15 protein-coding genes are annotated in these 14,944 nt (G+C 38.3%); 10 read left to right on the top strand and 5 right to left on the bottom strand.

The window, feature by feature from the left end:
- The first annotated feature begins 10 nt into the window (after positions 1 to 10).
- From CWB62_RS15395 to queG, 4 genes are all read left to right on the top strand, one after another.
- Complete coding sequence (locus tag CWB62_RS15395; protein WP_138529614.1) at positions 11 to 877, top strand: DMT family transporter; 867 nt, start codon at positions 11 to 13, stop codon at positions 875 to 877.
- Positions 874 to 1,578: a glycerophosphodiester phosphodiesterase gene (locus CWB62_RS15400; protein WP_138529612.1), complete on the top strand. Its 705-nt coding sequence runs from the start codon at positions 874 to 876 to the stop codon at positions 1,576 to 1,578. The genes CWB62_RS15395 and CWB62_RS15400 overlap by 4 nt, the downstream gene beginning before the upstream one ends.
- A 58-nt stretch (positions 1,579 to 1,636) precedes the next feature.
- The gene (locus CWB62_RS15405; RefSeq protein WP_138529610.1) at positions 1,637 to 2,854 is read left to right on the top strand and encodes a methyl-accepting chemotaxis protein; all 1,218 of its coding nucleotides are present in this window, start codon (positions 1,637 to 1,639) and stop codon (positions 2,852 to 2,854) included.
- 86 nt (positions 2,855 to 2,940) lie between these two features.
- Complete coding sequence (gene queG, locus CWB62_RS15410; RefSeq protein ID WP_058403200.1) at positions 2,941 to 4,071, top strand: tRNA epoxyqueuosine(34) reductase QueG; 1,131 nt, start codon at positions 2,941 to 2,943, stop codon at positions 4,069 to 4,071.
- 156 nt (positions 4,072 to 4,227) lie between these two features.
- Here queG and CWB62_RS15415 read toward each other — a convergent pair whose 3' ends face one another.
- The 3 genes from CWB62_RS15415 to CWB62_RS15425 form a co-directional block, all read right to left on the bottom strand.
- Positions 4,228 to 5,361, bottom strand: coding sequence for a response regulator (locus CWB62_RS15415; protein ID WP_138529609.1), 1,134 nt, complete (start codon positions 5,359 to 5,361; stop codon positions 4,228 to 4,230).
- Positions 5,362 to 5,429: 68 nt separating this feature from the next.
- Positions 5,430 to 7,403, bottom strand: a complete 1,974-nt coding sequence (locus CWB62_RS15420) for a sensor histidine kinase (protein ID WP_138529608.1) — start codon at positions 7,401 to 7,403, stop codon at positions 5,430 to 5,432.
- Between the two features lie 119 nt (positions 7,404 to 7,522).
- Positions 7,523 to 8,011, bottom strand: coding sequence for a GNAT family N-acetyltransferase (locus CWB62_RS15425; RefSeq protein ID WP_058551047.1), 489 nt, complete (start codon positions 8,009 to 8,011; stop codon positions 7,523 to 7,525).
- 81 nt (positions 8,012 to 8,092) lie between these two features.
- On the opposite strand from CWB62_RS15425, the gene CWB62_RS15430 reads away from it, so the two are divergent.
- The 6 genes from CWB62_RS15430 to CWB62_RS15455 all read left to right on the top strand — a co-directional run bounded on the left by CWB62_RS15430 (position 8,093) and on the right by CWB62_RS15455 (position 13,521).
- A complete protein-coding gene (locus CWB62_RS15430; RefSeq protein WP_058403203.1) occupies positions 8,093 to 8,668 on the top strand; it encodes a glutathione peroxidase in 576 nt (191 codons plus the stop codon).
- Positions 8,669 to 8,752: 84 nt separating this feature from the next.
- A complete protein-coding gene (locus CWB62_RS15435; protein ID WP_002958009.1) occupies positions 8,753 to 9,034 on the top strand; it encodes a peptidylprolyl isomerase in 282 nt (93 codons plus the stop codon).
- Between the two features lie 65 nt (positions 9,035 to 9,099).
- Positions 9,100 to 9,678, top strand: coding sequence for a glutathione S-transferase family protein (locus CWB62_RS15440; protein ID WP_058403204.1), 579 nt, complete (start codon positions 9,100 to 9,102; stop codon positions 9,676 to 9,678).
- A gap of 17 nt (positions 9,679 to 9,695) precedes the next feature.
- On the top strand, positions 9,696 to 10,046 hold the full coding sequence (locus tag CWB62_RS15445) for a DUF2750 domain-containing protein (protein ID WP_058403205.1): 351 nt from the start codon (positions 9,696 to 9,698) through the stop codon (positions 10,044 to 10,046).
- Between the two features lie 97 nt (positions 10,047 to 10,143).
- Positions 10,144 to 10,824: a site-specific integrase gene (locus tag CWB62_RS15450; RefSeq protein WP_138529607.1), complete on the top strand. Its 681-nt coding sequence runs from the start codon at positions 10,144 to 10,146 to the stop codon at positions 10,822 to 10,824.
- Between the two features lie 123 nt (positions 10,825 to 10,947).
- Positions 10,948 to 13,521, top strand: a complete 2,574-nt coding sequence (locus CWB62_RS15455; protein WP_058403207.1) for a M1 family metallopeptidase — start codon at positions 10,948 to 10,950, stop codon at positions 13,519 to 13,521.
- 99 nt (positions 13,522 to 13,620) lie between these two features.
- Here the strand turns inward: CWB62_RS15455 and CWB62_RS15460 are convergent, their stop codons facing one another.
- Both CWB62_RS15460 and CWB62_RS15465 read right to left on the bottom strand, forming a co-directional pair.
- Positions 13,621 to 13,986, bottom strand: a complete 366-nt coding sequence (locus CWB62_RS15460; RefSeq protein WP_006794078.1) for a hypothetical protein — start codon at positions 13,984 to 13,986, stop codon at positions 13,621 to 13,623.
- Positions 13,987 to 14,047: 61 nt separating this feature from the next.
- The gene (locus CWB62_RS15465; RefSeq protein ID WP_058403208.1) at positions 14,048 to 14,923 is read right to left on the bottom strand and encodes a TolB-like translocation protein; all 876 of its coding nucleotides are present in this window, start codon (positions 14,921 to 14,923) and stop codon (positions 14,048 to 14,050) included.
- Positions 14,924 to 14,944: the final 21 nt, after the last annotated feature.

The raw sequence follows: 14,944 nt of genomic DNA on the forward strand, positions 1-14,944 counted from the left end.
TGACGTTTAAATGCAGCCACAACAGCAAAGTTTATTTTACTTACATATTGCCGTGTTACTTTTTGGAGGAACGGCCCTATTTGCCAAACTCATTGGTTTAAATGCGCTGGATATTACCGTTTACCGAACAGCCATTGCTGGTATGGCGATATTGACAATGCTTTTATTAGGAAAAAAACAAATAAAGCTAAATAAGCCAAAAGACTACTTTATTGCCCTATTTTTAGGTGTTGCGGTGGGATTACACTGGGTGACTTACTTTGCGGGGATGCAAATGGCAGGCATAACCATTGGTATGCTTGCATTTTTTAGCTACCCAGTAATGACGGTTTTTTTAGAGCCGTTATTTAATAAAAATAAGCCTCAGGCAAAAGACATAATAAGTGCTGGCGTAGTTGTACTTGGTATTTATTTATTAGTGCCAAGTGCTGATTTAGGTGACGATGTAACGCTCGGTGTTATTACTGGTGTGGTATCGGCGTTATTTTTCTCTATTAGAAACATTACCCATAAACGCTACTTTAGCCAATATGGCGGCCCACAAACAATGTTTTATCAAACCTTAGTGGCAAGCTTAATGCTGTGCGCATTTATTGAAGTGCCCGTGTACGAAGTGAGTAACCATGACCTTATTTTAATTGCCGTTGCTGGTATTATATTTACCGCTACACCACATTCGCTATTTGCGGCAAGTTTAAAACATTTATCGGCTGCAACGGCAGGGTTAATTTCGTGTTTACAACCATTATACGGTACTATTTTGGCTATTATTATTGTTCACGAACGCCCAACATTAATGACTTTTATTGGCGGCGCACTCATTGTAAGCGCGGCATGCTTTGAAACTTGGTCGATTACCAAAAAGGCGCGACAATGAAAATTTTTGCACACAGAGGCGCAAGTGGTCACTTTCCCGAAAATACCAAAAGTGCCATTTTAGAAGCGTTGAATATTGGCGTAGATGGTATTGAAGTTGATATTCAAAGTGCCACCGACGATTACATGATCATACATGACTCGTGGTTAGATCGAACCACTAATGGTAAAGGTAAAGTTAGCGAGTTTGACGCCGCAACTCTAGCAAAGCTTGATGCTGGTAATGGCGAACATATACCCACGCTTCAGCAGTTATTTGATTGGAATGATAATAAAACCTTACTTAATTTAGAACTTAAACATGCCTTTGAGCTTGAAAAGTTTGCCTACCAGCTTGAGCGTAATATCAGTGCGGGAACAATTTCATGTGCTAATATTTTAGTGTCATCGTTTGATCACCATCAATTACAATGGCTTAAAAAACGTTTACCTTGGTTAAAAATAGGCGCATTGACGTCTTCTATTCCAATTAATTATGCTAAGTTTGCCCAAGATTTAAATGCATTTAGCGTGCATGTAGATAAAAACTTTATTAACAAGGCATTTGTAGATGATGCTAAAAAACGCGGGCTAGAAATCTACGCTTATACTGTGGATAAACAACAAGATATCGCACTTATGCGTGACTACGGTTTAGACGGAATTTTTACCAACTTTCCCATGCAATCTAAAGCATATTTGCTATCGTTAGCTAATAAATAGATTCGCTTATACCTTGCTAATGCCTGCGTAAAAGCGTTCAAACATAGGTTTAAGCAAGATGAGTGGCTTAATGAAAATTTATAATTATATCGAACAAACGTTCTTTTTTACTTTAACGCGTAAAATTGTTGGTAACTTGAGTTTTGTTTTTTTGTTTCAGGCGATTACTTTATTTTGGCTTTATGACAGCTTAAGTGAGCAACAAAGTCTTGGTCTTTTTTGGCTGCTAACCTTGGTTATTGTTGCTGGCTTTGCGTTTACCCTTTTTTATATGCGATTTTTAATTGTGCGTCCTGTAAAAGCAATGTGCGATACGCTCATTAAAATTAATCAACAAGATGCCAATTTAAACGCCAAACTCCCGCACTTTTCATTCGACGAATTTAAAACGTTAAGCTCCCAATATAACGATTTCACTAGCCATTTAGGTGAACTGCTTAACACAACCTACACCAGTGCAGAGGCAAGTGCGCAAAGTAATAAAGCAGTTACAGAGTCGATGAAGCATACTGAAAACTCTAGCCAGCAGCAAATACACTTGAGCCACACCATCATTGATGCCAGCAACCAAATTACTCAAAGCTTGCAAAATATTGTGGGCAACACCGACAGTGTCCACACTGTAAATAATGAACATTTAGCCTTTGTTAAACTCTCAGATAAAGAGCTCAGTACCCTCGTTGAGCAAGTTCAATTAATTACTAATATGCTAGGTAGTTTTGCAAGCACAGTGGAGGGGTTAAAAGAAAACAGTGAAAATATTCGCAGCATTTTAAAAATGGTTGAGGAATTTTCTGATCAAACTAACTTACTCGCTCTTAATGCCGCAATAGAAGCTGCACGAGCAGGTGAAGCCGGACGTGGTTTTGCTGTTGTTGCTGATGAAGTACGCACACTTTCAATTAAGGTAAGCGGTGCAACTCGCCAAATTAGTGACTTTATTAATCAAATGAATGATTTGGTCAGTGAAACCAACAAAGAGTCAGAGCAGCTGATTAGCCACTCTAAAAATGCACAAAATTCAATAAGTGCAACCTCAGATGGGTTTAGTAAAATGCTTAACGAATTTGAGAGTAATCAACAGCAATTACAGCAAATTGCCAGCGCCGTGCATTTACTAGAAGATACGCAAAATTTAACCCATCAATCGGTAGAGCAAATTGTTGAGCTTGGTGAGCAAGCCAAACAACAAATAGACACCGCCCTTGCCGATAGCCAATTATCACAAGAGTTAAGCATGCAAACTCAGCAGCAATTAAAGCGCTTTGTGCTTTAGTTTGCGCTACATTAACGCGCTAAACTCAACACCGCCCTGTAAATATGGTAAATTACTGGGCGATTATTTAACGTGCGTGAAAATGTGTGAGTAACCTAACTCCTGACTACCCTAAATTAGCCCAGCAAATAAAAGCATGGGGAAAAGAACTTGGCTTTAGCGAAGTGGGCATTACCGATATAGATTTGAGTAAGCATGAGCAACAGCTTCAACGCTGGCTTGATGCCGGCTTTCATGGCTCAATGGATTATATGGCAACACACGGCATGAAGCGCGCACGACCAGCTGAACTCATACCTGGTACACAGCGAGTCATATCAGTAAAAATGAACTACCTCCCACCTGATGCAGGCTTTGCTAAAACATTAAAAAATAAACAAAAAGCGTATATTAGCCGTTATGCACTTGGTCGTGATTACCATAAATTAATACGTAACCGATTAAAAAAGTTAGGTCAAAAAATAGAACAAGAAGTGGGTGAATATGGTTTTAGGCCCTTTGTTGATTCAGCCCCTGTTCTAGAGCGCCAATTGGCAGAAAAAGCGGGGCTAGGTTGGCGCGGTAAACATTCGTTACTTATAAATAAAGAAGCAGGGTCATGGTTTTTTTTAGGCGAGCTGTTTATTGACTTACCTTTGCCTATTGATAGTGAAAACACCTTTGAAGGCTGTGGAAAATGCGTTGCCTGTATAACATTATGCCCTACAGGTGCAATTGTAGAACCCTATGTGGTTGATGCGCGAAAATGTATTTCATATCTGACAATAGAGCACCAAGGGCCTATCCCTGAGCAGTATAGATCTTTATTAGGCAATCGTGTTTACGGCTGCGACGACTGCCAACTAGTGTGCCCATGGAACCGTTATGGACAAATCACCGACGAACAAGACTTTCACCCGCGCACGCAGCTAAAAGACAAAGACTTGCTAGCGCTATTTAGCTGGGATGAAGAAACATTTTTAAAAAATACCGAAGGGAGTCCGATCCGCCGAATTGGTCACGAACGTTGGTTACGTAATTTAGCGGTTGGTTTAGGTAATGCAAACTTTGCCCCAGATATTATTGATGCACTAGAGCAAAAAATAGATGGGTGTAGTGACCTAGTAAAAGAGCATATTGAGTGGGCCCTGAAGCAGCAAAACAATAAACAACCCTCACTTAGAAAAACGCAAAGGCTGATTAGGATTGTAGAAAAAGGCTTACCACGAGATGCATAAAACTTATGGTAGCCTCAAGGTCTGTTGGTTTTATAAGGGTTTAAATTACAGTAATCTATTTGCTACCTAAGTAATGTAGAGCCCGCTTAGTTACAAATCTTACGCAGTGATTAAAAAGACCAAGCTTTAACAAACCTTAATCCGCAAAAGCTCACATTATTGACTGTGGTTTAGTAAAATTGAAAGTTCTTTTTCAATATCTGCAAACGCTTCTTTTACTTGAACAACAGACTCCTCGCGGGCAACTGAATTTTGAATTGTTTCATCTACTTTTTTATAGATAAAAATTTCTTGGTCTTCATCTAACCCCATCGTTGGAATTCTTACTTCAAGGTCTTCTTGTAGCTTTTTAAACACCTGTTCATTATTTATTCGGCTTTCATTTAGTAAATCTATCAAACCATGAAACTTGGTGTGCACAGTACTTGCCACTGCATTAAGTTTTACTTGCTGCGCATCTAATAAATTTTTAGTTATTATGGCGCGTAACTGCTGCTCTGTAACACTTACTATAAAACAAACGTGGTCACGTATTCTGCCGTGTTTATCTGGATCATGTCCTGGCATATTTAAAATAAGTAAACTTATTAGTTCATAATTAACCAATAAACGCTGCGAAAATTCATGTAGCCGCCCCTTATTTTTAAGCATTTCAAACAACTCAATAACAATAGGCGAGCACACTCCATGCAAAGCATAATGCTTAACAGTAGAGTCGTATCTAAATTCTACGTTGCTCTGAAGATCAAACGATTGCAGGCAATCAATGAGTGCTTTTGCTAGATCATCTGGATTAGTAATTAGCGCAATATTTTCGACATAGTTAACTATTTGCCCCATTTCACTGCTGTTAGCCATCGCGTTAAAAGCGGTAGATGTGGCCACTTCCACTTGTTTTTCCAGGCTTTGTTTTTCGACTAATACTTGATTTAGATTCTTTAATTTAGACCTAAGCTCGTCGTGTCCAAACGGTTTTACAATGTAATCTTCAGCACCGACTGAGTAGCCTTCCATTCGCTCCTCTACCGTTCCTCTTGCTGATACAAACATAACAATAATATGTGCTGTATTGGGGTTAGATTTAAGCATTTTACATACTTCGTAACCACTCATTTGCGGCATGCTTACATCAAGTAAAATAACCTGCGGCATATAATCTTCAACCATATCCAAGCATTCAGGGCCACTGGTAGCGAGCTTCAGCTCAAAATCCAGTTCCTCTAAAATCTCTTCTATTATTTCAAGATTAAAAGGCTCGTCATCTACTGCTAGTATTTTTGTTAAAGCCATAACTAAATCATCCTTTTAAATTCGAAAATAAATCACTTAAAAAAGCAATCTACTGTTTTAGCGTACTTTTATTCGTTAACTAGATGTTCTTCTAAATTTATTTTGAGTGGTAGTTTTATATGCACTGTGGCACCGCCGCAGGCATTATTATAGGCATTAATGTGACCTTGGTGTAACGATACAAACTCTCTGCAAAGTGCCAACCCTAATCCAGTACCACCTGCACCACTGTTTGTTTTACTGCTTTGCACAAACTTTGTGAAAATATGATCAAGCTCATCTTCAGGAATACCAATACCGCTATCAATGACTTTTATTTCAGCATATTCATCATTTGTAGCAAGCGTGAGCGTAATATTGCTTTTCGGTTCGCTAAACTTTAATGCATTACCCAATACATTGCGTAACAACTGATTAATTTGCTCTTCATCACATTGCGCAATGACTGCTGAATCTGGCGCCGGAAAAATAATATTAATTTGTTTTTCCATAGCCGTGCCCGACACATCATCAATACTGGTTTTGATAATGCTTTCTAAATTATGCGGGCGCGGATTAAATGGAAATTTACCAACATCAAGCTTTGATAAATCTAGCAGGTTGTTTAGTAACGATAGTAGCCTATCGCCGCTGCATTCAATGCGTGACAAATACTTTAATAGCTTTTCTCTTGCAAAATCACCCGCTTCTAATTTGTCTAGCCCAAAGCGAGCAAAACTTAAAATTGAGTGCATAGGCGTTCGTAGCTCATGCGACATATTAGCTAAAAAGTCTGATTTACTTAAATTTGCCGCTTCAGCTACGTTTTTAGCATGCTCTAACTGCGATGTACGGGCTTTAACTTCTTCTTCAAGTAAGCCTTTTGCTTCTTGAAGCAGTTCTTCTTTTTGCTTTAAATGCGTCACATTTTTAAAAATTACTGCTAATGCAATTTCGCCATGGTGGTCTATTTCATTAAAAGATCCAAATAGTGGGACTGTGCCACCACTCTGAATGGGGAGGCGTAAATCATAACTAAACTGGCGATTACTGTTTAATGTTGAAATTTTATCTCTGATCCCAGCAACAGAGTCATCATCTAAGAAATCAAATAATGATCTCCCTGCCAGCTCACTAAAGGGTAGACCCAACAACTTAAGACATGCGTCATTTGCTTCAATAATTTGGCCATTGCGTTCAAATAGCATGATCGCGTCAGGGGTGTGTTTATAAATAACTTGCAGCAGACTGTCTTTTTCTATTAGTGCATCGACAGTTTCTTGAAGTCGGTCAACTAACTCGGCATTTCGGCGTTTTAATAATTCGGTTTGCCAAAGCTTGTGCACTGATTGCAGTAAAATATTTTCATTAAGTGGTTTAATAAGAACATCTTCTACACCTTGGCGAATAGCTTCTATCATTGAAACTTGGTCAGGCCGAGAAGTAAAAAGTAAGCACCTTGTATTGGGTTGCCTCGCTTTTAGCTTTGAAAATATCTGTAACCCGGTGACATCACCTAAGCTAAAGTCACTTATTAAAATGTCAATTTTATTGTCTTGTGCAATGCCAAGAGCGTCAGTTAAATTACTTGCAGTGAAGGTTTTTATATGAGCACCAAGCAAATTGCTTTGCATGTTCTCAAGTCGCTCTTGAATGTGATCTACCAGCAAAATAGTGGGTAGCTGCAACATATGGCTTGAGTCTAATTCTAATAAGCTCTCTAAAAGAGAGGTGATCTCTTTATTAGAAAAAAAAGGGTAAACAACCGTTGCCTCAGGCACTATTTTATTAAGGCCTGCAAATGCAGTTAGCTGCTCAGTATTTTCTGTTTTTGGAGCTAGAAGTAATAACCGCCCGTGAGATAGTTTATCGATTATAGGCTTTACAGGGCTTACCGGAACGCCATGAGATATAACAACTAAATCGAAGCTGTTGGCATGAGTGTACATTTCAAGCATAGAAAAATGGATCAACTCAACATGACACCCTATAAGCTCTAAGAGTACTTTTACCCTCATTGCTATGATGATGCTACTGTCTATGATTAATATTTTTCTTTCCATTAAACTACACTTTAAATCAATTAAATTTATATGTTATTAGCGTAGTATAAAAATGCCTAAATAACACACATTCCTTGTATGTTATTTGTAAACAAATATGACCAATTAATTGTTGTAACTTATTCTAAATGCTTACCAAATATTGTTAGGCTGTATAAGTTATTATCCATAACAGCAACGTTTGGTAACTCGCCCCACACATCAAAACCAAAGTGCTTAAATAGCTTAACACTCGGTAAATTATGGCTAAAAATAAAACCAAGCAGCACATTGATTTTAAGTTTTTTAGCCTCAACTTGGGCAAACTGCATTAACTTTTTACCAAGGCCTTTACCTTGTGCATTTTTAGTTATGTAAATACTCATTTCTACAGTTCCATCGTAAGCTGGGCGTCCGTAAAACGATTTATAGCTCACCCACGCAAGAACGGTATTGTTTTCACAGTAAACATAAATTGGGCGATTTGGGGTATGACTATTAAACCAATCTTTTTTTTCTTCAACGGTTACTTCTTCGGTATCTGCCGTTACCATTCGCCCTTCTATGGTTTCATTATAAATGGCAACAATTTCATTAAGATCGTCAATAGTAGCTAAGCGAGTTGTCATAGTTAATTTAAGTGGTTGATCAATTTTCTCCATATTAGCGTATGATCAGCCAATCAAACAATCGGATAGTTAGGTAATATAATGCTAAAAAGAATAATAATAGGGTTATCTTCTTTATTGATAAATAGTGCGGTTACAGCACAAACACTGCCAAACAATGAACCTATTGAGGCACACACCTGTGACGATTTTACCAACGTTGATATTCGAAAGCTGCGCTCTAAAGAATCAATAAACCTATGCGAATTCAAAAATAAACCGCTATTAATTGTTAATACTGCCAGTAACTGTGGTTTTACCCCTCAGTTTGAAAGCTTAGAAAAACTACACAAAACATACAAAGACGAGGGACTAGTAGTCCTAGGTTTTCCTTCTGATGATTTTTTTCAAGAAGAAGATAACGAAAAAGAAACGGCTAAAGTCTGTTTTATTAATTATGGGGTTACCTTCCCTATGTTCGCCACCAGCGAAGTAAGAGGCAGTGATGCAAACCCTATATTTAAGCATTTAAATGAGCAAACAAGTTCGCCAAATTGGAACTTTTACAAATATTTAGTATCTGCTGATCGTAAAACAATTTTACGATTTAACAGTAAAGTAAAACCAGATTCACCAAAAATGATTAAGGCAGTAGAAAATTCGCTGTCTAAAATCTAAATTTATACTGGTACAATTTGTTGAAACTAACTAGTATGGCAATACACTAGGTTAAAAAAACACCACTTATACTCAGGAGATTTTATGACAGTGGCAAGCGCACGACACATTTTGGTAGACAGCGAAGCACAATGTTTAGACTTAAAAACAAAAATTGAACAAGGCGAAGACTTTGCTGAATTAGCAAAAGCACATTCTAATTGCCCATCAGGGCAAGACGGCGGCGCCCTTGGTGAGTTTGGCCCGGGTATGATGGTACCAGAATTTGACAAGGTGGTATTTTCTGCACCTATTAACCAAGTACAAGGCCCTGTGCAAACACAATTTGGTTATCATTTACTTGAAGTTACTAGCCGTTCAGAATAAATTGAGCTTTACTGCTATTAACGTTTAATAAAAGCCGCATTAGCGGCTTTTTTTTTGGAGTGATTATGCAATTAATTGGTTCTGTCCCATCACCGTATGTTCGCCGAATTAGAATGTGGGCTATGCAAAATAACTGTCATATTGAACTTGTAAGCTTAGATATATTTTCTGAGCAAGACCGCCCAAAAATGGCCAGTAAAAACCCTGCGCGAAAAATCCCTATTTTAATTGATGATGATTTAACACTGAGCGACTCAAACTCAATAATACGCTACTTATTAGACAAAACAGACCAAGCAAAACTAACGTGGCCACAAGAACACCTTCTCACCACTATTAATGCCTGTAACGACTCACTAGTTGAAATGTTGTTATGTAAACGCTCGGGCTTAGATACTCAAAGCGATGCATTATTTTTTAATCTTCAAAATGAGCGAATAGAGCAAACATTAAGCTTTTTAAGCAACCATTTAAACGATGAAGAATTTAAAAGCTGTGAATACCTCAACATCAGTTTATACTGCCTGCTTGATTGGATTAGCTTTCGTGAATTAACTGACTTTAGTCAGTACAGTGAACTTGTTGTATTTCATGCGCAATTTAGCGAACGTCAATCAGCAATAGAAACTAATCCTCGTCACTAACTTAATAAGGTAAACACATGAGCGATATTGAAATTGAATCACAACTAGTTAACTTCGTAGAAAAAGTACGTGTTAGCGAAGTCATTTGGGCACTGGGCGCAGAAGATAATGGCTTTGTAGTGTGCGACTCAAACCAATTTGACGACACTGATGTTTTACTGCTTTGGGAAAGTGAAGAAGCGGCTAAAGCGCAGTGTAAAGAAGAATGGAAAGATTACAGCCCAGTAGAAATTAGCCTTGATGAATTTTTAGATGCATGGGTTGAAGACTTAAATGAAGATGACGCATTAGTTGGCATTAATTGGAATGATGACCAAGTATGTGTAGAGATTGAACCGACCGGCTTAGCTCGCGCATTGAGTGAATAATAGTTTACACACAGGACATAAAAGCCTGGTAGCCCAACTAGCATCCAATGCTAGTTGGGTATAAAATAAAACATCTTATTATTTTCAAGGTATTACGTTGAAAACCCATCTTGGTCGCCGCTCTTTTTCAGCCATGGAACTGCACACTCTTTATAATGGATATATATACGGTGATTTTCGACTCCCCCGTGAACAAGCAAAACATTGGCATTTTTGGCTGCCACTAATAGCCTACTACAGTGGTGCTTACAGTGATGAAATTGGCTGTTTGACCCTTGATGACCTTTGTATTCATAATGATATTTTATGTTTTAACTTCCATACTCACGGTAAAATAAAGCCGCGTTTAGTCCCTGTACACAATGCATTGATTAATGCCGGATTTAATGAGTATATTGAATTTATAAAATCAAAAAATTATCAACGGCTTATGTTTGATCTTCCGGCTAAAACCGGCAGATACAGTGAAAAAGTGCGTATTTGGTTTTCAGGTGAAGGTGAGCGTGCCGGCTACTTGCAAAAATGTGATATCCCCAACGTTGACCAACTCGGTATGAAAACGGCCATAAGTAGCCTGCGTCTTAACTTTGAACAACAAGTTCGTATTTATGCGCTACAAGCTGACTCTAAAAACGCATTTAATTATTTAATGGGTTTTAACGAGTACTCAAACAGCCAGTTTGATGACATCAACTTATTAAATACGGTTATTCAACAAGTACGCATTATAAATACTCAACTACATTGGCAACGTTTTTTATCTCGCGAAAGTCACTGACAAACTTTGTTACTATTTACATTCAAAGCGACTTCTTAAATCAATTACGCGCTCCATAAAAGCTGGTAGGATAAACTGTACCCATAAAATCTGGGCGTTTCTAACAATAAACAAGGGATCATTATGTTTCTTAAAAGCCTCTTAACAGTGAGCGTTGCGCTAGCAATGAATGCTGCACACGCTAACGAATTCGTTATAGAAAAACTCGCAAAACCAAGTTCTCAACATGTATCGCTAACACTCGACCCTAGCCAAGATACATTTTCAGGAATGACTGAAATTGCATTAGAAGTATTAAAACCAACCCATTATATTGAGCTCAATGGTGTTGATTACGCTGTTAAAGTGGCACAACTGTTGGGTAAAGAAAACTGTGACCTAAGTAACGAAATGCTTAAAACAGGTAAAGTGAAATTTAGCTGTGATGAAAAAATCCAACCGGGTAAATACACGCTTAAAATTGATTTTTCGGCACCCTACAATCGCCAAAGTGTGGGCTTATACAAAACCTTAGATCAAGGTACGCCTTACCTATTTACCCAATTTGAAATGAGTGATGCACGTCGTGCCTTTCCTGTTTTTGATGAACCAAGCTATAAAATTCCTTTTCAGTTAACAATAACGGCCCCTAGCTCACAAAAAGTATATGCCAATACACCAGAACTAAAAACAACAACAAATGGTGATATGACAACGCACTTTTTTGATAAAACACCGCCTATTCCATCATATTTAGTAGCAATGGCAGTTGGTCCGTTTGAAGAAATAGACATAGAAGGTATGCCAATTCCTGGGCGTGTTATCACTCCTCAAGGTAAAATTCATTTAGCCGAATACGCAAAAGATAATATGCCGCGCGTACTTGCAGCATTAGAAGAGTACTTTGGTATTCCTTATGTATATAAAAAGCTCGATTCGGTTGCCGTACCTGAATTCCCATTTGGTGCAATGGAAAATTCAGGCTTAGTAACCTACCGCGAAGATATTTTGTTAGTTGATTTAGCCGCGGCAACACGCAGTAAAAAACAACGTAACGTCTCTATTATTGCTCACGAGCTTGCTCACCAATGGTACGGTAACTTGGTCACCATGAAATGGTGGAATGACTTGTGGTTAAACGAGGCGTTTGCAAGCTGGATGGCAGCTAAAATGACCAAGCAGCTAAATCCTGAGTTTGAATCACATTTAGACTTACCGCAAAACAACGTAATGGCATTAGACGCCCGCTTAAGCACTAAGCCGATTCGTAAGCCAATTAAAACTGAAGCTGACATTATGGACGGTTTAGGCCTTGCATACAGTAAAGGCAGCTCAGTACTGGCAATGGTTGAAAATTGGATTGGCGAAGAGGCGTTCCAAAAAGGAATTCAACGTTACTTAAAAGACTTCTCTTATAAAAATGCAGAAGCGGCTGATTTATGGCAGGCACTGGGTAAAGCGTCAAACAAAGATGTAGCCAGTGTTTTAAAATCATTTATTGAGCAATCTTCTTTCCCTCTTGTAAATGTTAAGCAACAAGGTAAAAAAGTAACTATTTCACAAAGCCGCTTTGTAAATGCTGGTGTTGATGCGCCAGCACAGCTTTGGAATGTGCCAGTAACGATTAAATACGGTGCAGGCGACAAAGTTAAAACAGCCAGCATTTTACTTAACAAGCAAAGCCAAACACTTGATTTAGACTTTGCACCAGAGTGGATTTACCCTGACCAAGGCGCTCTTGGCTACTATCGCTGGGTAATGGACGACGCGCAATTTAACGCATTAATTGAAAACGCACCAACGGTACTAACTGACCGTGAACGCTTAGCATTATTATCGGCAACCGATGCACTGCTTAAAGCCGGTGTTATCTCTGCCGCTAAATTAATGCAAACACTTGAAGTTTTTGTGAGCGACGGCCACCCTCGCGTAGCAAATACGGCGCTGGGTTACTTGGTATCGCAGCAACGTACGTTCAAAGATGAGAGCAATAAAGACCTATGGCCTGCGTTTATACGTGATGCGGTTACCCCTGCAGCTAAAAAGTATGGTTTAGAGGCAAAAATTGACGAAGATGGTGCCGTGTCGCAACTTCGCGCAGCCGTTATATCTCGCTTAGGTTTTGATGGCGAGGACCAAAACGTAATCAATAAAGCCAAAGAACAAACGCAAGTGTATTTAACTAATCCACAAAAAGTAGATCCATACTTAGCGGGTGTCTATTTGAGACTTGCTGCTTTTCATGGTGATAAAGCCTTGCTTAATCAATTCATGACAACATTTAAAACGACTAAAGATCCACAAGTGCGCACTAACATGCTAGCGGCAATGGGCTTTTTTGGTGAGTCTGAGTTACAAAATACAGTGCTCGCTTACAGCTTAACTGATGAAGTAACCGCATCTGATATGCGTACTATTTTATCTGGGCAAAGTTACACAGAAGAGCGCCAAGCATTATTCATAGATTGGGTTTATAACAATTACGATAAAGTAACAGCAAGTTTACCGCCGTTTTTTATTCCTAACTTACCGTACTTTACAACTGTAGGCTGTGATGCCAAAAGCTTAGCAACCACTCAAAACTTCTTTAACGATAAAATCTCAGACGTACCTGGGTACAGCCGTACATTGAGTAAACTAGAAGAAAGTACACTTGATTGTATAGCACTAAAAAACCGCGAGCTTGATTCGGTCAATAGCTTCTTAAACAGCAAATAAACCTGTTTAATTAAGTAATAAAAAGCCGCTAAGTATTCACTTAGCGGCTTTACATTTTTAGGGCTGAACTAATAATTAGTCTCTTGAGTAAAGTATAGATTAATTGCCAATGATCATCGTCAATTTAGCAATAAAATCTTTTGCAGCTTGCTCTGAGTTTATTTTAAATGCCACGCCATAATGAATTGGTTGAGCGCTTTTATATATTCGCGTTGGGAAGCGAGTCATCTCACTGCTATGAAAATACCCTTGTGCGCGAGTTACGCCATCTATATCGTTAAAGTCATCACTGAATACTTCAAACGCAGGGCGAATTACTATTTTGCCTTTACCGCTTTCACTGTGAGTGTAAAAGGCCTCTTTTGAATTAACTAACATGTATTCTGCAATGTTTTTAATTTTAAAATTACTTCTGCATTGTAATTTTATAAGTTGCTCTGTTAACTCATCTGCACTGTACGCCATGTTTATCCCTATCCGTTAATTTGCGTATAACCTTATCGCATACGCGATATGAAGTCTTACTTTATTGTGTTACGTCGCATACAAATGCTAGCTTATCGTTGTTGTAACTCATTCGAGTGATATTAGTTTCACAGTATGTGCTTAAATCAAGCCATTGCGATACCTCATTACTCCCATCTAGTTTACGCTGATAAACACGGTTTTTAATGGCATAGGCAATTGTTTTATCATCTTTTAAAATAAAGTCTTGCACCTGAGAGGGCAGCCTTAATAAATCGTCTACGTGTTTATTTTGAGGATTAAAGCTCGCTAAAATATGTTCATCGCTTTTGGTGTAACTAAATAAAAACGTCGCTGCGTTATGGTTATAAATCAGTGTGCGAGAAATATCACTGGCGGCTATTTCACCTTTAGCAGCGTCTACTGAGGTATATTGAAGCGTATGCGGCTGACCTAAAATAAACATCACTAAATCGTTATTTATACCCCAAGCATGGTAGCCAATAGGTTCAATCCAATCAAAAATACGACTAGGCGGGCTTTGCGTATCAAGTGGATACTGCCACAACTTTTGTTTTGAATCGGCTTCTACGACAATGGCTGACAAGCTATTTTTATTAGGCATTAATGTTGGCGAATACTCACTGACAGGCGTATTTGTTAAGTTAGTTATTTCACGCGTTGTTAAATTGTAATGTGCAATATCGGTTTGGCTTTGGTTATTAGTTATAACCTCATGGGTAAAGTATAAATCGTTGTTAATTAAGTAAGGCTGATTATTATAACTTGTTTTGTCGCTTACTATGGTCACTTGAACACCATATGGCGTATTTAAATCGGCAAGTAATATTTGGCTTTTGGGCATGTTAGCATGTGCATAACCTGCGGCTATCGCACTTAATGAAAAGAAGCTAAGTAATGGTTTTAAAAGTTTCATGCTTTCTCTCGTTTTAATTTT

The organism is Pseudoalteromonas sp. S408 (assembly GCF_005886645.1).
Taxonomy (GTDB): domain Bacteria; phylum Pseudomonadota; class Gammaproteobacteria; order Enterobacterales; family Alteromonadaceae; genus Pseudoalteromonas.